This window comes from Desulfurispirillum alkaliphilum (assembly GCF_055378285.1).
In genome coordinates, this window is record NZ_AP042405.1 from 1973648 (window position 1) to 1997849 (window position 24202).

Genomic DNA, 24202 nt, shown 5'->3' on the forward strand with positions numbered 1-24202 from the left:
ATCCCGGGCAAGCAGGGGAACACAGGAGGTACACGTTGCGAGCAAAACCCGAAAATGTCCGAACCGGCACCCACCTTCCATACCCGGGAAGGGTTGAGTACACAGGTCTGCCGTGCAGCCTGTGTGATTCCGGCAGGTCTCCTGACTTGCGATTCATCCTCCCGATCGCCTTCCCAACCTGAGAGGCCAGTGGCAAAGTGATCCGTCGTCGTCGCTCACAGTGGCGGGTCCGTGGGGGAGTTGCACCCCGCTTCCCTTTTCATCTGACACGGGCAGTGCCAGACACCGGAATCTGTTGCTGTTTCTTTTACCGAAAGCGGGCGTTACTGTCAAAGCCATTCAGTGGGGGCGGAAGAAAAGTGTCTGCATCGGCAACTCTCCTGTCACAGGCACTCGGGAAGCGTGGGCAGGCGTTTGAGCAGAACCTCTCCGCTGGCGCAGTTGATGAAGACTTTACGGCCATTGATGCCTCCGGTTTCCTGGTGGCTGATGGGGTAGCCAAGTTCGCGCAGCAGGGTGAGGGTAACTTCCACATTGAGCTCTCCGACGCTTATCCAGGCGTGACGCCTTGGCTGGTTTGCCATGCGGCTGCCGCCAAAGACGCTGACGGTGAGTTCGTGGGGTTTGACGCCACGGGAGCGGAAGGCGTCATGGAGAAAGCGCACACAGCCATCGGCGTACTTCAGGGGAGTGGTGGTGCTGGCCTGGCCGATGGAGGGCATCAGGGCATGGGTGATGCCGGTGATCTTCAGGCGCGGGCTGTGCATGATCACGCAGACGCAGGAGCCAAGGATGGTGTAGATGGTCTGAGGATGTTCACCGATAAGGGCCTCGGCTGGTTTGAGGCAGATGGCTTGGCTCAGTTTCCGCATGGTGCTTTCCGGTACTCTTGCGTGTTGGAGGTGTGATGCCATTCGTAAGCGTATCCATGAACTTCCCCGGCCACTTGGTGTGCTCCCGGAATGGCGGGAAAAGGTTCAGCAGGCTGCTGAAAAACCCTCATCTGCGGTGTTGCCCGCCGTCGCGCGTCATTGCAACGTACGGGAAGTACGCTTCATTCCACGCTCCGCGAGCGCCTTGCCCCTGAGCATTTTTCAATTGCCTGCGTATTTTTAAGTATTTCAGCAAGCTGTTGCCATCGTGAGGAGTTCCGGGAATTCTCGCACACCAGGCGGGGAATGGCACGGGGAAAATAAAAAAATGGCTGCATGCCTGAATGGCCTGGAAAACGGTACGCTGAATATATTCTGCATTCCTACTGGAAGCATGGGTAAAGAATGGATAATTTGCCATGGAATAAGTTGATAAAAAGATATTGCAGAGACTTTCTCGGAACAGGTACAACACAGGTTCGGGCTCACTGAAAATGAAAGTGGTGAGAGGAACATGCGTATACCTGTGATCTGTATCGTGCTCTGCATGTCCGTGTCGGTGGCTTCTGCTGAGGCCATTTTCTCCTATGGTGCCTTCCGCGACCATGGCTCTGCCATGCTGCTGATTGATGAACAGACGCGCACTATTCTGGATGCCAATCAGGCGGCTGTGGATTTCTACGGTTATGATATTGATACCCTGCGCCGGATGCACATGGGACAGATCAATATTCTGCCCGATGCCTCGGCGCAGCGGGCACTGCAGCTGCATCGTGAAGCGCCTACGCAGTACGCGCACTTTCAGCACCGCCTGGCTTCGGGGGAAATCCGGCAGGTGGAGGTTTTTACCTGGCTGTTTGAGCGACAGGGCCGAAAGGTTCGGCTTTCGACGGTCAGGGATCTCTCCGCTGGCAGTGACCTGATCTACCTGCTGGATCGAGTCTACACCCAGGATCGCTTTGCCGAGCAGATTGCGGGATTCGGGCACTGGACACTGGATCGAAACTCCATGCGGATTTTCCTCACCGAGGGGGCGGCGGCCATACTGGGCATTGGGGACAAGCAGATCTCCTATGACGAATTTCACGCCATGGTGGTGCCCGAGGATCGCATCACCCTGGACCACTTTCACCAGAACCTGCTGGAATTTGGTATGCGCAGTGAACAGACGCTGCAAATTACCCGGGCTGATGGCAAAAGCGCTTTCGTGCGTATCTTTGCCAGTTATGATCCCTTTACCAACGTGCTCACCGGCGTGATCAACGATATCACGGAACACACCCGGACCCTGGATCGTCAGCAGCACCAGGCGACGCTGTTTATCATCGTCCTTGGCGTTCTGGTCGTCGGCCAGTTTGTTATCATTAACCTGCTGATGCATTTTCGCAAACTGCGGAAGCGGGCGGAGAGCAACCTGCAGGAGCGGGAGACGGAACTCTCCTCGCTGGTGGCATCCATGCAGGATATTCTCTTTGTCTTTGACCAGGATGGACACATCCGCAGCTTTCATGCTCCCGATCCCGAGTCGTTGCTCAGCTCGCCGAAAAAGTTCCTGGGGAAACACTTTCAGTCGGTTCTCCCAGCGGCAGTATCCTGCAAGCTGGAGCAGGCCCTGGATGAGGTCAATGCCACCGGCCTTCCCAGTCAGTTTTCCTACAGCCTTGACCTCCATGGTCAGAAACGCCACTACCTGGCGCTGGTAAGCCAGATGCGCGGCAGTGCCAGTGGCAGCTGCGGCTATCTGGCGGTGGTTCGCGATGTCACCACTCAGGAGCAGTCCCGCCACCTGCTGGCTCTGCAGGAAAAGCAGTTCCGCGCGCTGGTGGAAAACACCCAGGACCTGGTTCTCCGCTTTGACCGCGACGGGCGTATTCTCTTTGCCAATATCGCCTTTGAAATGACAACGGGTTTTGCCCGAGAGGATTTCAGCGGAAAGACCCTGCAGCAGATCAGCTTCGCCGATGATATCGAGAAGCTGCTGCGTCTTTCCATTGAGGATGTTTTTACCAGTGGCATCCCCAAAGTCATTGAGTTCAGCTATATGGGTATGGTGGAGCTGCAGTACTTTGAGTGCCAGATTACGCCGGAAATCGATCTGGAGTGTGACATCGTCTTCGATTCTGAGACGGCCCTGTGCTTTGATACGGTGCTGGCGGTGTGTCGTGATATCACCGCCCGCAAGCGCAACGAGGACGGCATCAGACGCTCCCACAGCTTTTTCCTCTCGCTGCTGGACAACTTTCCCACCATGGTCTGGCGTACTGGGCCTGCGGGCCACTACGACTACTTCAACAGCACCTGGCTGGCGTTTATTCCCACCGATGTCAGCACTCCCTTTGAGGGCAACATCAATCAGCTCATTCACCCCGATGACTACGACCGCTACACCGAGGCTTTCTGGAAGGCCTTCCATGCCCGGGAAAACTTTGAACTGGAATACCGGCTGCGCCACCACAGCGGCGAATACCGGGAAATTCTCGACGTTGGACGGCCCATCTACGACCTTGATGATGTTTTCGCTGGGTTTATCGGCACCTGTTATGACATCAGCGAGCGCTTCCGCGCCGAGGAACGGCTGCGGGAAAAGGACAAGCTGCTGCTGATCCAGTCACGTCAGGCTGCCATGGGCGAGATGATCGGCAATATTGCCCACCAGTGGCGCCAGCCCCTCACCTCGCTGTCCACCACCCTGGAGGAGATTCAGGACGCCCGCGAATTCGGCGAACTCACCGATGCGTATTTTGACAGCATGGTGAGCAAGTCCATGGAGGCCATCGATTACATGTCACGCACCATCGACGACTTCCGCAACTTCTTCAAGCCCGACCGCGAGAAGGTGCCCTTCTGCCCCGAAGGGGTGCTGAAGCGCTCCCTGGCTTTGATCGATGCCAGCCTGAAAAGTCATGGCATAACGGTCAGCATTGAGCACCTCCCCTGTCAGCATGGCCGGGTTTCCGGATATCCCAATGAGTACGCCCAGGTGCTGATCAATATCATCAATAATGCCAGGGATGTGCTGGTTGAAAGGCACGTTGCGCATCCCGCCATCCGCGTGAGGATTGAGGGACGGGATGCCGAGTGTATGCTGAGTATCGAAGACAATGCGGGCGGTATTTCCACGGACCCCATCGACCGGGTTTTTGAGCCGTACTTCAGCACCAAGGGCCCTGGACATGGCACCGGAATCGGCCTCTATATGGCCAAGGAAATCATCGAAAAAAATATGGGCGGGACACTGAGTGTGGCGAATACCCGGGAGGGTGCCATGTTCATGATCACCCTGCGCAAATGAGCCCGCCAGCTATCGCAGGACAGTCGCACGGACCTGTGCTCTGCTTCGGGTGTGTACACCGAGGCAGGTTGATTCACCCCATCAACCGGAGGATTTTCCATGGATAACAGTGAAAAATGGCTTGCCCGGCTGACGGTACTCTATGTGGAGGATGAGCCAGGCGTACGCGAGAATATTGCCAAGTTTCTGCAGCGACGCTTCAAGAAAGTCTATGTGGCGGAAGATGGGCGGGCAGGTCTGAAATTATTCCGGGAACACAAGCCGCACATGGTGATCAGCGATGTGCGGATGCCAGTTATGGATGGCCTGCAGATGAGCCGCGAGATCCGCAGGCTTCAGCCCGACGCCCATATTATTCTCACCACGGCCCACAGTGAGACGGACCTGATGATTCAGGCGATTGATATCGGCGTCAGCCAGTTTGTCCTGAAGCCCATCAGCCGCGAGAAGTTGCTGGAGAGTATCGGGCGCACCATGCGCGATGTGCTGTTGCGCGAGAAGGAACATCAGCAGATCCGGCTGATTCAGAAGATTCTCGACAGTCAGGACAGCCTGATCGTGGTGGCGGATCGCAGCAGCATTATCGGTGCCAATCGCGCAGCCCTGGACTACTTCCAGTGCTCCAGCCTGCAGGTGATGGCGCAGAATTACAGCTGTATCCGCCCGTTTTTCCTGGATGAGGACGGGTGCTTTTTTCCGCGGACCGAGAACTGGCACCAGGAAGCCCATGGTTCGTGCAAGATCAAGATGCTGGACAGCCGTACCCATCAGGGGCGGTACTTTGTCATGCGGGTCAAAAAGTTCCCCATGGGGGAGAATATTTCCATTATCACGCTGACCGATATGACAGACCTGGAGCACCAGCAGCAGGAGCTGGAAAAACTGGCGACCGTCGACCCGCTGACGGGCCTGCACAACCGCGCCAAGTGTTCGTTTCTGCTCAACCGCGAGATTCAGTATGCCCGGCGTTACCGTTCGCCGCTGTCGGTGGTGATGCTGGCGGTGGACTATCGTGATGATATTGATGTTTCCCTGGGACAGGAGTGTTCCGATGAAGTGCTGCTGAGTCTGGCCACCCTGCTGAAGGAAAATATCCGCAATTTTGATATTCTGGGGCGTTGGGACGATGAGGAGCTGATGATCATCGCTCCCAACAGTGACCACGTCGTTATTCAGAATCTCGTGCACCGCTTGCGTGGCATCGTGGCGCAGCACGAATTCCCCTTTGTGGGCAGTATTACCTGCAGTTTCAGTATCGCCGAGGCCGTGGAGGGTGAAGATGAGATGGCGTTTGCCCGCAGTGCCCTGGAGGCGTTACGCCATGGCCAGACCCTGGGGCGGAACCTGATTATCGATGCCCGCAGCATGGAGGTGGTGAGCTCGGATCTGGAGGCGATCCGCGAAAGTGAGTCGATCCTCGCGCGTTTTCGCGAGGTGCACCAGCGTCGGCAGCAGGTGCATCTGAGTAATTGCCTCAAGGGAATGTGCGTCCAGGCCAGTGTTTCCATCGCTGGCCTGGGGGTGGACAGCGTGGATCTGATACTGCCCCGCAAACAGTTTTACACGTTGCTGCTGGAGAAGAAAGTCTACCTTGAGAGCGAACTGCTGGGGCAATCTGTTCTGGCACGGTTGAGAAGTTTCGATAAAGATCAGATGCGGGTCACCCTCAAGGAGTTTTCCTTCAAGGAAAATCGTACCCGGCAGCGCCGCTATGTCCGACTGCAGGTACCTGACACCGTGAAAATTATCGTGGCGTCGGAAGGGAATGTCCTGCAGGAGCGCCTGTTCGACTTGTCACTGCAGTCCGCCACCTTCCATACCATGGCGGCGGACTGGCTGCGTGAAGGCATGGAAGTGGAAGTGACCCTGGTGACCGGAGCCCGGGCGGCCGGATATGAAACCATCCAGGCCCGGGGAACCTTGCAGCGGGTTGAGGGTATTGGGCGCATGAGCATTGTGGCCTTGCTGCTTCAGTGCGATCGTCAGAATCAGGAGTCTCTGAAGGAGTATATCGCGAGGCGGCAGATCGAAATTATCCAGGAGGCGAATGAAGCACTGCTGTAGGCCCTTTTCAGAGAGTCTGTGGCATCTGGGTGTATTCACGGTGGACGATGGTCACGGTGAAATGTAAGATGGCCAGAACGTGACAAAAGAGGGATTCCCATGACTGCGCCTGGCTCCATCCGTAATGAGCTTCTCCTGTTTGCCCTTCTGATAACACTTCTGTTCGCTGGCGGCGTCATCCGCTTTACGGAATGGCTCAGCCAGGGGCCCAGCCAGCTTGAGCTGATCAGGGAACAGGGCGAGCTGGTGATTCTGACCCTGCAGCCCGTGGTTCAGTACGCCTTTGAGGAACCCGATCTCATTGAATACGACCTGGCCCGTGAGTTCGCCAGCTTTCTCGGCATACCGGTGCGCTTTGATCAGCGAGGCTCTGTGGACGAGATTGTCGCGGCCCTTGAGGCCGGGGAGGGCCACCTGGCCGCAGCGGGTTTTACCCGTACCCCACGCTGGGAAGGTCGCTTTGACTTCAGCCCCCCCTTCTATGAAGTGCACAAGCAGGTCGTCTGCCGCCGTGGCGGCACGAGGGCCATGTCTCACGAAGACTTGCTGGGCACGTCCTTGCTGCTCAGCAGCCACACCTCCTATAAGTTTCTCCTCGGCGAACTGCGCAAGTCCCATGTGCCGACTCCGCGCTGGACCATTGAACCGTTTTCCAGCGAAGAAGTCCACTTGCGACGGATCTGGGAGCAGGAAGCCGACTGCACTATTGCCCAGTCCCATGTGGTGGCCATGAATCGCCGCTTTTTTCCGGAGCTGACTGTGGAGTTCACCCTGCCTCTGGCCTTTGACCGGGTCTGGCTGCTGCCCCGTGGCTCCGGTGATCTGGTGGAAGCCCTGTCCGCCTGGCACGGAGAAATGGTGCTCTCTTCGCGCCTGCAGGCAATTATTGCGCGGCACTATGCTCCTGTGGAAAATTTTGATTACGTCGACACGCGGCGTTTCCTTCACAGTATAGAAGAACGGCTGCCACGCTTTCGCGCCATGTTTGAGCGCGCCGGTGAGGCCTATGGCATTGACTGGCGCCTGCTGGCCGCCCAGGCGTATCAGGAATCCCACTGGAATCCGGCTGCCCGCAGCCCCACCGGGGTGCGGGGAATAATGATGCTGACCCTGCGTACGGCCAGCGACCTGGGAATATCCAGCCGTCTGAATGCGGCCCAGAGCATTGACGGCGGTGCCCGTTATGTGGCCAGCCTGCGCAGCCGCCTGCCCGAAAGTATCCGTGAACCTGACCGAACCTGGATAGCCATGGCGGCGTATAATGTTGGCATGGGGCATGTCTATGATGCCCGAACCCTGGCCGGTGAGCTGGGGTACGATCCTGACACCTGGGCCGGGCTCAGGGACGTGCTGCCGAAACTCTCTCATCCCCAGTACTACGAAAACCTCTCCTTTGGTCGCGCCAGGGGCAGCGAGCCCGTAATCTATGTGGAGCGCATTCGCAACTACTACTCCATACTGGTGCGACACCTGAACGAAATGGAGTTGCTGCTGGAAAACACAGCAACTGAACCCTGAAATGTCAAAGCGCGAAGATTCACAATTAATTCTCCTCCTGTGACTTTCGGGTGACATTGGCATGGTAACTTCTCTTATGATCAGGCTGCATGGCAGTCATGGGGAGGATTTTCCCCGAGGATGAAGTGAGCACTATTTACAGGGAGAAGTACCATGTCAAAACGAGATACCATTAACAAGCTGATAATGAAGATTACTGAATTTGAAAAGGCGTACAAGCACGCCGTGGACTCAAGAACCAGCAAGCTGGGCGTGACCCCTTCGCAGTACAAGGTCCTCAAGGCCCTTGATGAAAAAGGCCCCATGAAGCACAAGGATGTCAGTGAGATAACCCTGATCACCAAAGGGACCCTGACGGGTGTCGTCAATCGGCTGGAGCGGGCGGGACTGGTGAGTCGTACCCAGGACGCGAAAGACTCACGGGCCCAGTATGTCGCCCTCACGGAGAAGGGTCAGACGGAATATGCCAGGCTGGAGAAGTCGTATCGCAAAATTATCGGAAACATCTTCAATCCGGAAAGCGAAGAGAAACTGAAGCAGTATATTACGAACCTGAATGTCCTGGTGGCGCTGGTCAGACAGGGGGAGACCGACTGAGTTCTTCGCGGGCCATGAACGCCTGTCAGTTTGGTCTTCCATATGGCTGTTCCCGGTTGCGATGCACTGTTGATTTGAAGTATGGCTCACGAGCTGTTAAGCTGCAGTGGTAAGAAATTTGAAGTGGTCTCTACTGTTTGATCTGATACCTTCCTGCGCTTCCCCAGTTGCCGGCAGGGAGGAGGTGTGGTTTGCGCATGATGTTCTCTATCAGCCCGCTGAAATGCCGCAAAACAATCAGCAGCCTGCTCTATCCCACGGAGTGCGGGTGTGTTTATGAGCGGTGAGCGCAATGGATCCCGGACAGAAAACGACAGGCGCACGCTCACCCAGGATATGGCGCTGGTGCGCCGCATCGCCTTGTCGGGTCTGCTGGTGTGGCTTGTGCTTATCTCCAGTTCCCTGGCCTGGAACCTCCACCACATGCGCTCCATTACCCATAAACTGGTGAAAAATACCGCCATTGCCAACTTCAATAAGGATCAGGCGTTTCGCGCCTGGGCCACGGAGCATGGCGGTATCTATGTTCCCTCCAATGAACGCACGCCACCGAATCCCTATCTGTACCATATTCCCGAGAGGGACATCGCAACGCCATCCGGTCAGCCCCTTACCCTGATGAATCCGGCCTATATGCTGCGCCAGGTTGTCGATGAGTTCAGCGAGCTCTATGGCATCAAAGGGCGCATCACCAGTCTTGATCCCCTGCGGCCTTCCAACACTCCCGATGAGTGGGAGCGCAGTGCGTTGCTGAGCTTTGAAGCAGGCTCGCGGGAGTCTTTTGAATTCAGCACCATTGAAGGCGAGGCGTATTTTCGCCTGATGCGGCCCATGATGACGGTGGAGGGGTGCCTGAAGTGTCACGCGCATCAGGGTTATGTTGTTGGTCAGGTGCGCGGTGGCGTCAGTATCTCGGTGCCGCTGGCGCCTTACTATGCGCTGGAAAGCAATACCATTACCTACCTGATCCTGACCCATGGGCTCATATTTCTGGTTGGCCTTGTGGGGCTCTTCGTTGCCTTTCAGATGCTGGTGCGCTGGATTGAGCGCAACCATGAACAGCGCGAGAAACTCCACGATACTCTGGAGCGACAGGCCAGCATCATCAGTGAGGCGGTCCAGACGACTCGTCAGCAGGAGCAGGTCATTGCCGATCAGAACCGTCAGCAGGCCATGAATCGCCTGCTGGTTGACCTGGCGCACCACTGGCGGCAGCCGTTGAATGTGGCGGCAATGTGCATGCAGGAGCTGGAAGAGCTGGAGCAGATGGGTTTACTGACGAAGGAAGTCATGTCAGAGCGCATTGAACAGGCTCTTGCGGAGATATTCCGTCTTTCCGAGACCATTACCCAGTTTACGGACTTCTATGGATCGCAGCAAAGCTCACGGGAGGACTATGGACTGCGCTCCCTGTGTGAGCAGGCATTCAAGCTGGCCTCTTCAGGGCGCGCGCCGTTGCCGGAGCTGCGTTGTCACATTGATCCCGACCTGCATGTCAATGTGTACCGCAAGGATGTGGTGGAAATCTTCATCGTCCTCTTCCGAAATATTCTGGATGCCATGCAGCAGCGTGGTTTGAGTGAGGTGCATGTGCTGGTGCGGGCCGAGCTCGACCCTGCTTCCGGCAACCTGAGCGTCAGCGTGGCTGATAACGCTGGGGGTATAGACAACGAACTGCTGCCCCGCATATTTGAGCCGTATGTCACCACTGCTTTCAAGTCCCGCCATAAAGGGATGGGATTGTATCTGTGCCGGCGGATTGTTGAAGACCGGTACAGTGGTGATATGGGTGTTGAGAACAGCGATCAGGGAGCCTGCTTCCATTTTACCCTGAAACACGTGCAGGTGTGGGGAGCGGGCTCCTGAAAACACGGTTTGTGAGAGACCGTACCGGTTAGTCGGCTATGATGCTCCCCTGGGCGGAGTGCAGTGTCAACCGTGCGTCACTGCCCATTTCAAAGCGGGAGACTCCTTCCAGCAAAGAGAAGAAGAGCTGCTCCAGCTGCATGGTGGCTGGTGGACAGGCGACCTTTGTCGCGGCGACCTGCTGGATCAGCAGGCCCTCGGCACTGAGATGGTAGGTGCCGGCAAAGCGGTTGCAGGGAGCCCTGCCCTGCAGTCTGCGCTCAGGTCCGAAGGCAAGGGTCACCTGGAGATTCTCAGGCACGCTTTCGCCTCCAATTTCCCGAACACGCCACTGTCTGTCCTGCAGGAGATGGTGCGGATCGCCACCGCAGCCGCGCAGCGCTTCGCCGTCAAGATCCAGCGATACCCTGTGGGGATAGGGCATGCCCGTCATGGTGTCGGTGCAGATCTGCGGTTCTATGTCGACGCGCAGGGAGTGCGGCTTTTCCGTGACCTCGTAACGCACGTTGGCGCCACGCTGAACCTGGGCGGGCGGTTTTGGCGCGCTCAGGCGGCCAGCCCCGTAGTGGTATGAGAGGATGAGCTGGTGCTCGGTTATGTCCAGACGCCAGCCCGGTTCGTTTCCGGTTGCCCGGTAGGGCAGGTGTATGGGTTCGGTGGTGCGGCATTCGGGGTACACCTGGTTGCGCAGTACCAGTGTGGCCGTCTCCCCCTTGCTCCAGAAGGAAGAGAAACCATCATCGGCAGCCTCGTATTTCGCGCCGGAAGCGCTTGGCACCGCTGTCATCTCCAGGGTGAGGGTGTTGGTGCTCAGGATCAGCCGGTGCGCTGAAACAGGCTCAATCAGGATGTCAAGGGTACCGCAGCGCATGAAAACCAGCTCATGGACGGGAGGTTCTGGCTGCACTTCCTGTACTTCGGGGGGTTCGATGACGCGGGGTGCCGAGCAGCCGAAGGCAAGCGCGGAAATGGCCATGAGTATAGGGACGAACCGCAGAATCTTGTGACGCATAGGATCACCGCCTTATGATGATTTCGCTTGGCATTCCCTCAGCAGGAGCCAGGGAGCAGCGCAGTTTTCCCCGTAAGAACTCCGGAGCTTCCACAGGTCGGTTGATTCCGCGCCGGAAGTCCTCAAAGGTACCGACAAGACGGATGCAGTTGTGCTGTGACGGGGAGCGGGAGACGCTGTCACGGCAGATGGTGAATGTCTGACCGTCAAAAGTGCCGAAGACGGAGTCGATGGCGCGAAGGGCACGCTCCGATTGCTGGTGAACCGCAGCTTCAACCTCAGTGCCGCGCACGACGTCAAGGGCAATGGGCTGTACCGACTGCCATTGGCGGGAACGGTATATCTGCGCCTCATGGAGGACACACTGTACCCGATCTCCGTAGCGGGCTTCGCAGCGGAATTTTTCGAGTTCGGCCAGCTGACGGGCAGCTTCCAGTTCCCGCAGCCGGGTTTGTGCTGCCTGCTGCTGGGCTTCCGCCGTGCGCCGCTGCTCCCTGGCCTGGTCAAGCTCTGCCTGCTTTGCCCGCGCGTCCAGGCGCTGCTGTGATGACAGGGTATTCCATTCGGCCTCATCCATGCCGAGCGGAAGTTTGGTTCCGCAGGCGCTCAGAAAAAGAGTGAAGAAAACCACCATGGCGATGGGGTATGCTCGTGAAGGTTTCATGGTGCCTCCTTGGCTGATCTCGTACCGGAAGGTCAGATGGTGACTCTGCCTTCGCAGGTCACTGTAGCCTCATCCTCCCTGTGGCGCAATATCCTGAAGCGCATATTTTCCTGCCAAAACAGTGAGAGCGTGAAACTGCTTTCACTCTGATGGCTGTCAGCAGCGAATGAAAGTCCGGAAGGGTTCCCCTGGGTGAAGTCCACTGCAGCCGTTTTATCCGTGCTTCTCTGAAAATCGTGACTGCGTGTCTCATGGAGAAAGCACGTTTGTGCTTCAGGGGCTCGGAGGATAGGTCATCCTGCGCGAAACGCCGCCGTCTATGGTGAAGTTCTGTCCAGTAATGAACTGGGCTGCGGATGACAGGAGATAGGCGGTCATGGATGCGATATCCTGTGGCAGGCCGATTCTCCCCGACCAGTGCCACTGGTGGTCGGACGGGTTTTCCCACAGGGGCTGCCGGCGCTCCGCCGGCAGCCAGGGGCCGGTATCTATCCAGCCGGGGCTGATGGCGTTGACGCGAACTTCTCCTGCCGTTGAAGCCGCCAGCGCGTGGGTAAGGCTCAGGACACCGCCTTTACTGGCGGCATAGGCTTCGCTGAAGGGTTCTGACTGCAGGGCCCGTGTAGAGGCAATGTTGACTACGGCTCCCCTGGAACTTCGCAACAGGGGCAGCGCACATCGGCTGACCAGAAAGGTTCCCGTGAGGTTGACCTCAAGCACGCGTTGCCACTGTTCCAGGGGCAGTGTCTCCGGTGGCCCGGAGTGCGCGCTGCTGATGGCAGCATTATTGACGACGCCATCAAGGCGCTGCCAGCGTTCACGCACCTCCTCAATAGCCTGCGACACTTCCGCCTCTCTGGAGACATCAGCGCAGATCCAGTGGATGCTGTCATTGCCCGCTGACCATGTGTGGCGGGCCGACTCTATGGCCGGAGAATCTGCGTCCAGAGCTGCCACGTGCCAGCCTTCACGGCAGAGGTGTTCGACAATGACCCGGCCGATGGACTGGGCGGCCCCGGTAACCAGTGCAACGGGATTCATGGTGTCCTCCTGGGAAAAGGTGCTGATTTTTCTGCCATATTGGCCTTCCCGGACGGGAAAGAAAAGGGAAAAGTGTTGGAAGTTTCCACGGGTGTGTCAGGGGGTCAGGCGAGCCTCTCAAGTTTGCCCGGCACCCTGCCGAAGGGAAAAGGGGACGGCTGTGGTGCCTGTTGCCAGGAGGAGGCGATTATGGAAATATCCAGCATCGGTACAGACCCGTGGATGGTGTCTTCCTCCTTCTCTCGTTCCCAGGGCTCAGAGTTTCACAAAGGCCATGGCCAGGTTGAGGCGCAGAGCCGCAGACAACAGCAGCCGGACGAGCTGGATACCCGTGAAGAGCGCCAGGTTCAGGAGCTCAGAAAGCGGGACCAGGAAGTCCGGGCCCACGAGCAGGCTCACGCGGCCGTGGGTGGCCCCTATGTTACCAGTGGCATCAGCTATGACTTTGTGGTTGGCCCCGATGGACAGCGCTATGCGGTGGGTGGTGAGGTGTCCATTGACACGTCGCCGGTCGCGGGAGATCCAGAGGCCACTATCCGCAAGATGGAGGTGGTGCGACGGGCTGCTCTGGCCCCGGCGGAACCATCTCCCCAGGATGTGAAGGTGGCTGCGCAGGCCTCCGCTGCCGAGCGTGAAGCACGTCAGGAGCTTGTGCGCCTTGAGCGGGAGAGGGAAAGGGAAACCGACGCGCCGGCGGGCGCTTTCTCCGGTTTTCACATTGATATTCTGGCGTGATTCTTTTACCTTAACGCAGGACGATTGGCTCAGGCACCCCGCCCCGTCCTGCGTATTTTTTTTCATGGTGAATTATGCAAACCTTTATCTGTTTCAATATCAATGGAATCCGCGCCCACTTTCACCAGCTCGAAGCCATTATCCAGAAGTATCAGCCAGATGTCATCGGCCTGCAGGAGACCAAGGTCAGCGATGAGCTCTTTCCTGTGGACGCCATCAGGGAACTTGGCTATTGCAGTGAATTTCACGGGCAACCAGGGCACTATGGCGTGGCTCTGCTTTCACGCGCGCAGCCTCTCAGTGTGCGCAAGTCATTTCCCGGCGATGGCCCTGATGTCCAGCGCCGCTTTATCGGCGCTGATTATGCACTTTCCGATGGCAGCCGCATCACCGTGCTCAATGGATACTTTCCCCAGGGAGAGAGTCGCGACCACCCCCAGAAATTTCCCGCCAAGGAGAAGTTCTACGCGGACCTTACTGCTTATCTGCAGCAGCACCATCAACCCGTGCAGCAGCTGCTGCTGATGGGGGACATGAACATAGCTCCGGCCGATTCCGATGTGGGTATTGGCGAAGACAACGCGCGCCGCTGGCTGCGCAGCGGGAAGTGCTGCTTCCTCCCCGAAGAGCGCCTGTGGTACCAGAGCTTAACCGACTGGGGATTGCGCGACGCACATCGGCTGCTCTTTCCCGACATGCAGGAACTCAGCTGGTTTGACTACCGCAGCCGTGGGTTTGAGCGCGAACCCAAGCGGGGGCTGCGCATCGATCACATGCTGGTTACCACTCCCCTTGAAGAAAAACTCCTCGATGGTGGCATCGATTACGAGATTCGCGCTCTGGAAAAACCGTCGGATCATTGCCCCATCTGGGTGAAAATTCGACTTTCGTGACTGGCGCTTCGCGCTGTGACTTTGTGTTGCGGCTACACCACGATTACCTGTAGTCAAATGCCTACAGAAGCCTTGGCTCTGTCGTGTTTATTGGGTGTAACCTGCTGCTTATGCAGGTTTTCTCTTTTGGGCAAGGATATTGCAGAGTCTTAGGGGTGATTGAGAAGCCGTACCCTGAACGCGCAAAGCATACCTGGAGTAACAGTAGCGATGAAGACACAGCAACAGACTCTCTTCAGCCCGGTATCCATTTACGGAATAGGCCTGCACAGCGGTGCACAGGTCCGTATGACGATCTATCCGGAAAAGGAGAATACCGGCATATATTTTGTGCGCACAGACATGGCGCCCCCTGTGGTTATTCCCGCCGCCTGTGAGTATGTTGTCAATACCCAGCTCGCGACGACCCTCGGACGTGACAATGTGACGGTCAGCACGGTGGAGCACCTGATGGCTGCCCTGTACGCACTGGGCATCGACAATGCCCGTGTCGATATTGACGGCCCCGAAGTCCCCGTCCTTGACGGCTCTTCGGCTTCTTTCATCCTGCTGATCAAGGAAGCCGGTATTGTGAAACAGGACAGCCCCCGTCGGGAGATCGTCATCAATCGCCCTTTTTCCATTGTGGATGGCGATCGCTTTATCAAGATCCTTCCCGCTTCGGAGTACGAGATCGACTTTACCATTGAGTTTGACCATAAACTGCTGACGTCTCAGCGCGCCAGCTACGCCATCAACCAGGAGATTTTCGAGCGCGAAATCTCACGCTCGCGAACCTTCACCTTCAAGAAGGATGTGGATTACCTGCGCTCCATTGGCCTGGCCAAAGGCGGCAGCCTCGACAATGCGGTGGTGATAGACGACTACAAGGTCATGAATCCCCATGGTCTGCGCTACAAGGATGAGTTTGTGCGCCACAAGATTCTGGACTGTGTTGGCGACCTGGCCCTGTGTGGTGTGAGACTGCGCGGGAAGGTGGTGGCCATGAAGTCTGGCCACGAACTGAACAACCGTCTGTGTCGCGGGCTGGTCTCCCAGTACCTGACCGAGCCGGCTCACCTTTCCCTGGCGGCTATCGGTCTGCCCTGAAACCACAAGTTCACATCGTTGTTACAGCAAAAAAGCACCCTGCCTGGCAGGGTGCTTTTTTTATTTTCTGCGGTGGTACCACTTTCGCAGGGAGCGGGGAGTGGGGGTTGCCATCGGGAGTGCTGACTCCCTTTGCTGACGCTTCTGCTGAATCCACTGCAACGCCGCGGTCTTCATCAGATGGTGGTGGTAGAACATCGTCGGCACGACGATCAGGGTCAGCACGGTAGAGACCATGAGGCCAAAGACAATGGTGACGGACATGGACTGCCACCACTGGGAGCTTTCTGTGCCGTGGGCAATGCTGAGCCCGGTGAAATTGATGCTGATGGCGAAGAACATGGGCATCAGGCCCATCATGGTGGTCGTGGCGGTCAGCAGTACGGGACGCAGGCGGATTTTGCCGGCGTTGACAATACTTTTGTACATGTCGCCGGTTTTCTCGTAGCGGCGCAGAATATAATCGAAGAGCACGATGGCGTTGTTGACCACTATGCCCGCCAGGCTCACCACTCCGATTCCCACCATGACAATGCCAAAAGGCATGCCCATGATCAACAGGCCCAGCAGCACGCCCATGATGCTGAATATCACGGTCATGCCGATGATAAGGGGGATCATGAAGGAGTGGAACTGGAAGATCAGCACAGTGAAGATCAGAAACAGCGCCGTGAAGAAGGCCCAGACGAGAAATTCCATGGTTTCCTGCTGGTCTTCGGCCTGCCCGGCGAAGTTCACATAAACACCGGCAGGCAGCTCCAGCGTTCTGATAAAGGCGTCGAGATCCTGCTGAACCGTGAAGGCGTTGATGCCGTCGCGTACCTGTGACTCTATGGTGATGGCCCGCTGGTTGTTCTTGCGGTTCACCTGATAGAGCATGTTGCTGTACTCAATGGCAATCAGTTCCCCCAGGGCGACCTGCTGTCCCTGGGGATTGGGTATGGTGTGCGCGAGCATGCGGGGAATGGAGGAGTACTCCGGTTGCACTCCCAGGACGATATCAAACTCCTCGTTGCGGTCATCATAGATGGTGATGACCTTCTGGCGCTTGAAAAAGAGGTCGATGGCACTGGACACATCGCGGGTGGTCAGGCCGTGGTGGTAGAGCATGTCACGGTCGGGGAGCACGCGCAGGTAGAAGTTCTCCTTGTCGTAGTTATCCTGGATTTCCACAATGCGTTCATCGCGCTCCATACGGCTGACAAGCTGCTCAAACACCTGCTCCATGGGGCCGTAGTCATCGCCGGTTATCTCAATGGTGAGGTCGTAGGCGGAGGTGGGGGAGTCCTGCCGGGCCAGTACCTCGGTGGTGCCCATGGCAAAGGCGGGCAGCGCGTCACGGATATCGTCGATGGTTTTGAAACTGCTCTGGGTGCGCAGCTCCTGCTCATAAAACTGAATGTTTATCTGAGCCCTGCCCTGGAACACCGTGGAGACGTAGGATTCCACATCGGCGAAACCTTCCACTATGCCTTCAATGGTTCGCACGGCTTGGTCGGTGGTGTCGCGGTCGGTGTTCTTGGACATGTCGAGTTTTATGACGGCGTTACGGGTTTCAACGGCGGGGAAGAGTTCCATGCCGGTATTGAACGTGCCATAGAGGATGAGGGTTGCCACAAACAGGCCGAAGGCGGTTGTGATGACGGTCTTGCGGTGGTGCAGCGACCACAGCAGGGATTTTTCATACACTTTGAGCAGTGGCGGTTTGCGGAAGACCCGCTTGTGAGGATGCAGAAATATTCGCGAAATAATAGGGGTCAGGATGATGGCCGTTGCCAGCGAAGCGCTGAGGGTAATGATCAGGGTGATGGGCAGGTACTTCATGAAGTCGCCGATCACGCCGTCCCAGAAGAGCAGGGGGATGAAGGCGCACAGGGTGGTCAGGGTCGAGGTGGTGATGGGCACGGCGACTTCGCGCACCCCGCGAATGACGGCGTGGCTCAGGGGCATGGTGGTGGAGAGGCGATAGATGTTTTCCACCACGACAATGGCGTTGTCTACCAGCATGCCCAGGGCCAGGATCAGGCTGAAAAGCACGATCATGTTCAGGGTGACATTCATGGCGCTGAGAATGGCAAAGGCGCAGAGCATGGAAAAGGGAATAACCAGGGAGACGATCACCGTATTGCGCCCGCCCAGGATGAAGCAGGTTACCAGAAAGACCGCCAGCAGGGCTGTCAGGACGCTGTTTTCCAGGTCTTCGAGCATCATCTGGATCTCCACGGCCTGATCGCCGGTGATGGCGATTTCCTCCACGCCGTCGGGGCGGTGTTCGTTAAAGTAGTCCACGATGGCGTAGACCTGGGCGGCGATGCCCAGCAGGTTGCTGCCGGCCTGCTTCTTGATGCTGAGGCTGACCGAGGGCTTGCCATCCAGGCGTGAGAGGGTGCGGTCCTCCTTTTCCACAAAGTCCACGGTGCCCAGGTCGCGCAGGTAGGTGAACCCGGCAGAGGTCGGGATTTTCAGATTCAGGATGGGATCGGGGCTGTTGAACTCTCCGTCGGTCTTGACATGGAAGACGTTGCCGTCCACGTAGAGTTTGCCGTTGTTGACGGTGATGCTTTCGCGCAGAATCTGCTGGCCGACCTGGATCGGGTCTACTCCCAGGGCTTCAATGCGGTCCAGATCAAGGGAAACGAATATCTCCAGATCACGCTTGCCGTAGATGTCGATACCCAGAACGCCGGGGATGGCGGAGAGTTCGTCGTCAAGCATATCGGCCAGATATTCGAGAAGTCCCTGGTCATTGCCCGAGAGGTTGAGGAACATGATGGGGAATTCCGAGAGGTTGATCTCCGAGACGATCGGGGTGTCGGCATCGGCGGGCAGCTCCGACTGGATCTGATCGACCTTGTCCTTCACGTCCTGCAGCGCGGTGCGGATATTCACATGGGTCATGAATTCGATGGAGATGGAGCTGAGCCCTTCCGATGAGGTGGAGGTCATGCGCTTGATGCCCGAGACGCTGCGCACGGAGTTCTCGATCTTCTGGGTGACGTTTTTTTCCATGCCCAGGGCGTCGACACCGGTGTGGGTCACCACGATATTGACCACGGGGATGGTGATGTCGGGTATGGATTCCTTGGGGAGCTTGATGTAGCTGGTGATGCCGGAAATGACAATGGCGAAGGCAATAAACAGCACCCCGAGGCGCTTGCGCTGAATAAGCTCGAACATCTAGCGCACCTGGATTTCTATGGCGTCGGGCTGGTGGTTGAGAATATCCTCGATCTCACTGTGGCGGGTGACACCGGTGACCGAGCGCAGGTAATTGGTCAGCTGCCGCTGGTTGTGAAAGCTGATGCGGTCGCTGAAAATGACCACATCATCGAGGATCACCTTTTCGATATGCCCGTCACGGTGGGTGTAGACGGCGTACTGCCCTTCGTCCAGGAAAACGGCGGCAAAGGGTATGGTGGCATAGTCGGAGTGCAGTCTGCCGACAATGCGCACGGTTTCATTGAGATCCACTTCGTCAAAGGTGTCGGGGAAGGTGATGCGCAGGGCGCCGGAACTTTCGCGCACTGGCGATATGCCTGCCTGCTCCAGAACACTCAGGCTGCCGTCGCGCTTGCGCCTGAAGAAGTCCATGTGTGGGAAGAGCTCGGCGTAGAATGGCGGCAGGGTGATGCTCAGGGAGAAGTTTGCCGTATCGTAGCCCTCCACCAGTGGGGTACCGGGTGCCATATACTCGCCGATGCTGCCGAAGGTCTGGGTGACATAGAACTCACTCTGTGCGCGCACCGTGGTCTTGTCCACCTGGCGCTGCAGAAACTGGCGGCGCAGCCGTTCGGTCTGATAGGCGAGTTCGATGTCGTCAAAGGCTTCGGAAGAGATCAGTCCCTGCTGACGCAGGCGGGTAGCGCGCTGCAGCTCCCGTTCACGCTGGGTGTGCAGCAGACGCGACTGTTCCAGTTCATATTCCAGGCTGGTGTTTTCCAGGCGGGCGACAACGCTGCCAGCTGGAATTACCGCGAAGCGCTGGGCGTGACGCTGGCGCAGGATACCGCCAGTCTCCGTGTTGAGGCTGTGCAGCCCTCCCGGATCCTTGCGGGCGATGAAGGTGAGTTCCAGGGGTTTGGCGCGGTCTATGGTGTGAAAGAGAAAGGTGTAGCTGGATGCTGGTGCCGTGAGAAGCAGTGTCAGCGCGAGAGCCAGCACTGGAAATTGAAGGGATCGCTTGCGGATAGGCATGATGGTGGGTGTCCTTCATTGAATATGGTAAAAGTCCGTGTTGCATGAATGCCAGAGTTCAGCGCCTGGCGGGAAAGTCCGTGGACAGCGTTCGCGTCAGTGTGGCCGCGAGTTCATCCCACTGGGGCCGGTCGTGTTCAAAGAGCGCCTGATTGAACTCCAATTCTATTCCCATGTAGACTTCGTAGTCAAAAACTTTTCGCAGGAAGCTGGGGAGTCCGTCACTGATGCCACGATAGGGGTAGTTTTTTCGGCAGCGCAATTCAGGATGAGACTCCCGGAATGCCTGGGTAATGCGCTGGGCGAAGTGAACCTCCCGCTTGCGGCGTGGGTCGTAGAGGACGCCGATATCGGCTTGCCGCTCTTCGTTGTCCAGCACCGGGGTGAAGCTGTGAATGCTCAGGTGCAGTACGGCCTTGTTCTCCTCGATGCTGCGGCGGATGAACTGCTCTATGGCAGCGCGATAGGGGGCGTAGTACTGCTGCACGATGGCATGGCGCTGTTCACGGGAAAGTGCACGGGTATAGCGGGAAAAGAGCTGATGGTGCCAGGGGCTGCGATTGGGATCCACCAGCAGTCGCGAAGTTTCGCAGGCGAAGAGGGGAGCTGTCGTGGCATCGGCTATGGCACGGGCCATTTCAAGCGCGCCCATGTCGTAGCCACGATGGCTGTTGAGGATATCGCAGTGTGGTGCGAAGAGCGCGGTGTATTCGTCGGGAATCTGGTTGCCGCCATGCTCGCAGCTCAGAAGAACGCGAACGGGTCTAGCCATGGAAAATGATGCCGTTATGCAGACAGTGGAAGAGTTCTTCGTAGATGGTCAGCATCTTCTTTTTTGGCAGCTCCGTACCCAGGGAGCGCGCGATGCGTGTGGAGAGGCTGCCTTCGCCGATAATGGTTGAAAGGGTTTCGTAAAAGGGTGACGTGGGCATGATGATTTCATCCATGATGATGCCCAGAAGCTCCTGGGCTGAGCAGGTGGCACCCTTGTGCCCGAATATTTCCAGGTACTCGCGGGAGTCGATGATGGCGTTCTCGGCCCTGGCGATGGTGTGGTCGAGGATGGTGCCAAGCGCTTCGCCGGGAAAGGTGGTGATGGTATCAGCGGGGCACCAGCGCTCTTCGATGAAGGAGCGGACGAGTTCAGCGATAAAGTGCATGATGCTGATATCCGCCAGGGGGCACTCCTGGATATCCAACAGGCGCAGCTCAATGCTGTTGCGGTCAAAGCGGGCGATGGCTCCCCGCGAATTCAGCCATTCGTGTTGGAGGATGCCGTCGGGATCGTGGGGCGCGATCTGATTGTACATCGGCTTGAGGATGCGCTCTTCATAGTCTGCCTGTGAGTTGACGATTTCCGGAATGATGCCACCGGCAATCAGGGGAATCTTGTGCTGATTCTGGCGGTACATGGTCAGGCGGTTATTGCTGATTCCCGTCAGCTTGCCATCCATGATCGGCGAGCTGGAGGAGAGGGCCGGTATGAGTGGCAGTACCATGCGGATGGCCGCATGCAGAGCGCGGAACTCCTGGTCGCCACTGAAGGGGAGGTTCATGTGGGCGCTCTGGATATTGGCCCACCCGTGCCCGTGGCAGTTGAATATGCGGTCATAGGCCTGATAGATGGCGCGGTTGCCATAGGGCCACAGCTGCATCTCCCGCTCGGGGTTCATCCAGGGGTGCATGGAGGTGGGCAGCAGTACTCCGCCCATGGATTCCAGCACCTTGTTGATGAACTGTATCTCCTTCTGAAAGCCTTCGGGAACGGTCATCAGCTTGCGGGTCGGTTCATGGGTTTTGATCTCGATGACATGGCGGGCCAGTTCATTGGACCAGGCGAACTTGCCCCGCTGTACGGTGGAGCACTCCTCCTGACGCGAGACAGCCTGCAGAAGGCGATCCACGATGGGCAGAACGTTCAGCCGCCTGAGATCCACCACCATATATTCCAGTTCGATGCCGTAGCCTTCGAACAGGTGCAGTTCGGTTTGGGAGGTCATGTCAGTATCCGACTTCCTTGCGTCTTTCAATACGTTTGAGAAATACCCGCATGATTCTTTCGTAGAGTTCGTCCTTCAGCACCAGGTCTTCGACTCCCGAGTCAATATTGGGATTGTCGTTGACTTCAATGACATAGAGCTCTTTGTCACGCTGCTTGATATCGACTCCGTAAAGACCGTCACCGATGAGATTGGCGGCCTTGAGGGCCAGCTCCACCACCTGGCGCGGAGCGTGTTCCACGGCGAAGGTCTCCGCCTTGCCGGCGCTGAAACGGCCGGTTTTGGCATCTTTGCGCAGTATCTGCCAGTGACGCGCGGCCATGTAATATTTGCACACACACAGCGGGTGACCATCAAAGACTACCACACGCCAGTCAAATGATGTGGGGATAAATTCCTGCACGATCAGCAGCGCCGAATCCTCCAGCATGCGTGAAGTGATCTCGTGGTAGCGCTCGATATTCTCTGCCTTGAGCACCCCCTGGGAGAAGGAGCTGTCCGGCTGTTTGATGATGACGGGGAAGGTCAGCTGCTCCACCACCACGTCGAGGTTGTCGCGGTGAATGACGATGGTGCGGGGTGTGGGGAGCTTTTTGCTCTCCAGCAGTTCGTTGAGGTACACCTTGTTGCTGCACTTCAGAATGGACAGGGAGTCATCCACCACCACCAGGCCTTCGGCTTCGGCCTTGCGGGCAAATCGGTAGGTGTGGTGGTTCACATTGGTGGTTTCGCGGATGAACAGCGCGTCGAATTCGGGCAGCCTGGCAAAGTCTTCCAGTCCGATAAATTCCACCGCCAGGCCCAGGCCATTGGCCGCTTTCACAAAGCGATTGAGGGCCTTTTCGTCCGATGGCGGCAGGGTTTCATCGCGATTGACCAGTATCGCCAGGTCGTAGCGCCGGGCCGCACGGCGCGGAGCCAGGGTGCGCTGCCGGGGAAAGAATTCCTTGGCGGTTGCGGCGATGAACTCCTTGTGGTCGTCGGGAATGTCGTTGGCGGCGATGGGAGTAACGGTCTCCAGTTGCCAGCGGTTGCCCACCTTCTGGAAGTAGGCGCGCAGGAAAGGAGCTTCAAAGAAGCGGTAGAGGTACGCAGAGAGGCGATCGTAGCGTTTTGCCAGGTTTCTGCCGAAGTAGATGCTCAGCTCGAAACTGTCCGACTGCAGGTAGCCCAGGTTCTTCTGAATCAGCTTGTCCATTTCGCTGGACATCAGTCGCACAATGGAGCTGGATTCCATGTCCTGGATGGCCTTGACGGTGGGAAATGGCTTGTGTCCACGCGCCGCTGCCAGCAGGGAGACGTAGTAGCCGAAGCTCTGGTAGCTGTAGGAACGGCAGAGGTTGTAGATCCTCAGTCGCCGCATTTTACTGTAGCTGTCACAGGTAAGATAGCTCCAGGCGGAGACCATCTCCACTCCGGGTATGTCCAGTTCCCAGTCAGCGGGATCATTCACTACGATGAGTGCGTGCATGGGTTTTTCCTTGTTCTGGCTTGGGTTGAATGATCAGCAGTGTTCCCCCGTAAGTCTGGACGCCAAGGAGAATGGCGCAGATGAGTCGACTGATGGGGACCGCGTAGGGTGTTGACGGTGCGTAAAAGTTGGGAATCAGAGGGTCGGAAATATGAACGGTTTTGCCGGGCCGGCTGTAGCCGCTCATGACGACAAAGTGTCCCGATGGCTCGCCCCTGACATCATCGAAAATCATATCGTAGCCGAACTCGCGGGCGCTGCGGTAGAGATAGGTGGCGCTCAGTTCGGTGATGATCGGAATATTCCGTGAAAGAAAACGCCGGATAAGCTCCGGCGTGAGATCCTCGAAGATAAACTTTCCCCCCAGGTCGAGGAAATCCATATTGGCCCTGGTGGCGACAGTGAACTTGCTGTCGGCCTTGAATTCCATGCGCGCTTGCAGCTTCTGCTGCAGCTGGGCAGAGCTCAGGCCGTACCAGGTGGGGTCGAACATATTCAGGTCGTAGGAGTACATTTGCGCGCTGTAGCCGCGCCCCAGAGCGTGGGCTCCCAGCAGTGACGTCAGGGTCCCACCCTCCACGAGGGTGGGAACTTCGGCAATGATCTGCGACAGGGGCAGCGGGTCGTGGTAGTATTCGTAAATGCTGTGCAGACACGTTGGTCCACAGGTGGTGTCATCGGGCTGAGGGAGAATGGTAAGGGATAGTTGCTGCTCCATGAGTGCCCTCCAGGTAAGAGGTGAAAATTTTATACCAAAAATGGAAAAGGTAAACAGGAAATTCGCCCTGAAGCTGCGGAAAACCGGACACCTGCGGCCAAATAAGACCCGTCTGCCATTTCCCGTTTACGGGAGGAGCTGAATTGGTTAGGATTCCCCAGAGACTTCCCGGAGAA

General features: G+C 57.3%; 18 protein-coding genes and 1 riboswitch. Of the genes, 8 read left to right on the plus strand and 10 right to left on the minus strand.

Annotation, left to right across the window (positions count from 1 at the left end):
- Positions 1-114: 114 nt before the first annotated feature.
- Positions 115-305: riboswitch (cobalamin riboswitch) on the minus strand.
- Between the two features lie 78 nt (positions 306-383).
- The gene (locus ACZ46I_RS08900; protein WP_013506288.1) at positions 384-872 is read right to left on the minus strand and encodes a chemotaxis protein CheD; all 489 of its coding nucleotides are present in this window, start codon (positions 870-872) and stop codon (positions 384-386) included.
- A gap of 514 nt (positions 873-1386) precedes the next feature.
- On the opposite strand from ACZ46I_RS08900, the gene ACZ46I_RS08905 reads away from it, so the two are divergent.
- The 5 genes from ACZ46I_RS08905 (at position 1387) to ACZ46I_RS08925 (ending at position 10209) form a co-directional block, all read left to right on the plus strand.
- On the plus strand, positions 1387-4164 hold the full coding sequence (locus ACZ46I_RS08905; RefSeq protein ID WP_464280568.1) for a PAS domain S-box protein: 2778 nt from the start codon (positions 1387-1389) through the stop codon (positions 4162-4164).
- 99 nt (positions 4165-4263) lie between these two features.
- Entirely contained in the window at positions 4264-6228 is a 1965-nt protein-coding gene (locus tag ACZ46I_RS08910) for a response regulator (protein ID WP_464280569.1), read from the plus strand.
- Positions 6229-6327: 99 nt separating this feature from the next.
- Complete coding sequence (gene mltF / locus ACZ46I_RS08915) at positions 6328-7746, plus strand: membrane-bound lytic murein transglycosylase MltF (protein WP_464280570.1); 1419 nt, start codon at positions 6328-6330, stop codon at positions 7744-7746.
- Between the two features lie 153 nt (positions 7747-7899).
- On the plus strand, positions 7900-8343 hold the full coding sequence (locus tag ACZ46I_RS08920; RefSeq protein WP_013506284.1) for a MarR family winged helix-turn-helix transcriptional regulator: 444 nt from the start codon (positions 7900-7902) through the stop codon (positions 8341-8343).
- A gap of 276 nt (positions 8344-8619) precedes the next feature.
- Positions 8620-10209: a c-type heme family protein gene (locus tag ACZ46I_RS08925; RefSeq protein ID WP_464280571.1), complete on the plus strand. Its 1590-nt coding sequence runs from the start codon at positions 8620-8622 to the stop codon at positions 10207-10209.
- Positions 10210-10237: 28 nt separating this feature from the next.
- Here ACZ46I_RS08925 and ACZ46I_RS08930 read toward each other — a convergent pair whose 3' ends face one another.
- The 3 genes from ACZ46I_RS08930 to ACZ46I_RS08940 all read right to left on the minus strand — a co-directional run bounded on the left by ACZ46I_RS08930 (position 10238) and on the right by ACZ46I_RS08940 (position 12926).
- Entirely contained in the window at positions 10238-11221 is a 984-nt protein-coding gene (locus ACZ46I_RS08930) for an META domain-containing protein (protein WP_464280572.1), read from the minus strand.
- Positions 11222-11225: 4 nt separating this feature from the next.
- The gene (locus ACZ46I_RS08935) at positions 11226-11885 is read right to left on the minus strand and encodes a hypothetical protein (RefSeq protein ID WP_464280573.1); all 660 of its coding nucleotides are present in this window, start codon (positions 11883-11885) and stop codon (positions 11226-11228) included.
- A 273-nt stretch (positions 11886-12158) separates the two neighbouring features.
- Positions 12159-12926 carry an SDR family oxidoreductase gene (locus ACZ46I_RS08940; protein ID WP_464280574.1) on the minus strand — a complete coding sequence of 256 codons (768 nt, stop codon included), beginning with the start codon at positions 12924-12926 and terminating at the stop codon, positions 12159-12161.
- 189 nt (positions 12927-13115) lie between these two features.
- On the opposite strand from ACZ46I_RS08940, the gene ACZ46I_RS08945 reads away from it, so the two are divergent.
- From ACZ46I_RS08945 to lpxC, 3 genes are all read left to right on the plus strand, one after another.
- Positions 13116-13661 (plus strand): putative metalloprotease CJM1_0395 family protein, encoded by a 546-nt coding sequence (locus ACZ46I_RS08945; protein ID WP_464280575.1) that lies wholly within the window; start codon positions 13116-13118, stop codon positions 13659-13661.
- A gap of 74 nt (positions 13662-13735) precedes the next feature.
- Positions 13736-14554, plus strand: coding sequence for an exodeoxyribonuclease III (gene xthA, locus ACZ46I_RS08950; protein WP_464280576.1), 819 nt, complete (start codon positions 13736-13738; stop codon positions 14552-14554).
- 210 nt (positions 14555-14764) lie between these two features.
- A complete protein-coding gene (lpxC, locus tag ACZ46I_RS08955) occupies positions 14765-15643 on the plus strand; it encodes a UDP-3-O-acyl-N-acetylglucosamine deacetylase (RefSeq protein ID WP_226507695.1) in 879 nt (292 codons plus the stop codon).
- 60 nt (positions 15644-15703) lie between these two features.
- Here lpxC and ACZ46I_RS08960 read toward each other — a convergent pair whose 3' ends face one another.
- Genes ACZ46I_RS08960 through ACZ46I_RS08985 form a run of 6 tightly spaced genes read right to left on the minus strand, consistent with a single transcriptional unit; the run spans position 15704 to position 24026 of the window.
- Positions 15704-18820 (minus strand): efflux RND transporter permease subunit, encoded by a 3117-nt coding sequence (locus ACZ46I_RS08960; RefSeq protein WP_464280577.1) that lies wholly within the window; start codon positions 18818-18820, stop codon positions 15704-15706.
- Positions 18821-19837 (minus strand): efflux RND transporter periplasmic adaptor subunit, encoded by a 1017-nt coding sequence (locus ACZ46I_RS08965; RefSeq protein ID WP_464280578.1) that lies wholly within the window; start codon positions 19835-19837, stop codon positions 18821-18823.
- Between the two features lie 58 nt (positions 19838-19895).
- Entirely contained in the window at positions 19896-20609 is a 714-nt protein-coding gene (locus ACZ46I_RS08970; protein WP_464280579.1) for an N-formylglutamate amidohydrolase, read from the minus strand.
- Complete coding sequence (locus tag ACZ46I_RS08975) at positions 20602-21837, minus strand: glutamate-cysteine ligase family protein (protein WP_013506273.1); 1236 nt, start codon at positions 21835-21837, stop codon at positions 20602-20604. The genes ACZ46I_RS08970 and ACZ46I_RS08975 overlap by 8 nt, the downstream gene beginning before the upstream one ends.
- Position 21838: 1 nt before the next feature.
- Positions 21839-23308, minus strand: coding sequence for a RimK family protein (locus ACZ46I_RS08980; RefSeq protein ID WP_464280580.1), 1470 nt, complete (start codon positions 23306-23308; stop codon positions 21839-21841).
- Positions 23283-24026, minus strand: coding sequence for a C39 family peptidase (locus ACZ46I_RS08985; protein WP_464280581.1), 744 nt, complete (start codon positions 24024-24026; stop codon positions 23283-23285). Before ACZ46I_RS08985 ends, ACZ46I_RS08980 begins: the two co-directional genes overlap by 26 nt.
- Positions 24027-24202 lie beyond the last annotated feature (176 nt).

Coding starts and splice junctions, on each gene's coding strand:
- ACZ46I_RS08900 (WP_013506288.1), bottom strand. CDS start 872: ATGCGGAAACTGAGCCAAGCCATCTGCCTCAAACCAGCCGAGGCCCTT.
- ACZ46I_RS08905 (WP_464280568.1), top strand. CDS start 1,387: ATGCGTATACCTGTGATCTGTATCGTGCTCTGCATGTCCGTGTCGGTG.
- ACZ46I_RS08910 (WP_464280569.1), top strand. CDS start 4,264: ATGGATAACAGTGAAAAATGGCTTGCCCGGCTGACGGTACTCTATGTG.
- mltF (WP_464280570.1), top strand. CDS start 6,328: ATGACTGCGCCTGGCTCCATCCGTAATGAGCTTCTCCTGTTTGCCCTT.
- ACZ46I_RS08920 (WP_013506284.1), top strand. CDS start 7,900: ATGTCAAAACGAGATACCATTAACAAGCTGATAATGAAGATTACTGAA.
- ACZ46I_RS08925 (WP_464280571.1), top strand. CDS start 8,620: ATGAGCGGTGAGCGCAATGGATCCCGGACAGAAAACGACAGGCGCACG.
- ACZ46I_RS08930 (WP_464280572.1), bottom strand. CDS start 11,221: ATGCGTCACAAGATTCTGCGGTTCGTCCCTATACTCATGGCCATTTCC.
- ACZ46I_RS08935 (WP_464280573.1), bottom strand. CDS start 11,885: ATGAAACCTTCACGAGCATACCCCATCGCCATGGTGGTTTTCTTCACT.
- ACZ46I_RS08940 (WP_464280574.1), bottom strand. CDS start 12,926: ATGAATCCCGTTGCACTGGTTACCGGGGCCGCCCAGTCCATCGGCCGG.
- ACZ46I_RS08945 (WP_464280575.1), top strand. CDS start 13,116: ATGGAAATATCCAGCATCGGTACAGACCCGTGGATGGTGTCTTCCTCC.
- xthA (WP_464280576.1), top strand. CDS start 13,736: ATGCAAACCTTTATCTGTTTCAATATCAATGGAATCCGCGCCCACTTT.
- lpxC (WP_226507695.1), top strand. CDS start 14,765: ATGAAGACACAGCAACAGACTCTCTTCAGCCCGGTATCCATTTACGGA.
- ACZ46I_RS08960 (WP_464280577.1), bottom strand. CDS start 18,820: ATGTTCGAGCTTATTCAGCGCAAGCGCCTCGGGGTGCTGTTTATTGCC.
- ACZ46I_RS08965 (WP_464280578.1), bottom strand. CDS start 19,837: ATGCCTATCCGCAAGCGATCCCTTCAATTTCCAGTGCTGGCTCTCGCG.
- ACZ46I_RS08970 (WP_464280579.1), bottom strand. CDS start 20,609: ATGGCTAGACCCGTTCGCGTTCTTCTGAGCTGCGAGCATGGCGGCAAC.
- ACZ46I_RS08975 (WP_013506273.1), bottom strand. CDS start 21,837: ATGACCTCCCAAACCGAACTGCACCTGTTCGAAGGCTACGGCATCGAA.
- ACZ46I_RS08980 (WP_464280580.1), bottom strand. CDS start 23,308: ATGCACGCACTCATCGTAGTGAATGATCCCGCTGACTGGGAACTGGAC.
- ACZ46I_RS08985 (WP_464280581.1), bottom strand. CDS start 24,026: ATGGAGCAGCAACTATCCCTTACCATTCTCCCTCAGCCCGATGACACC.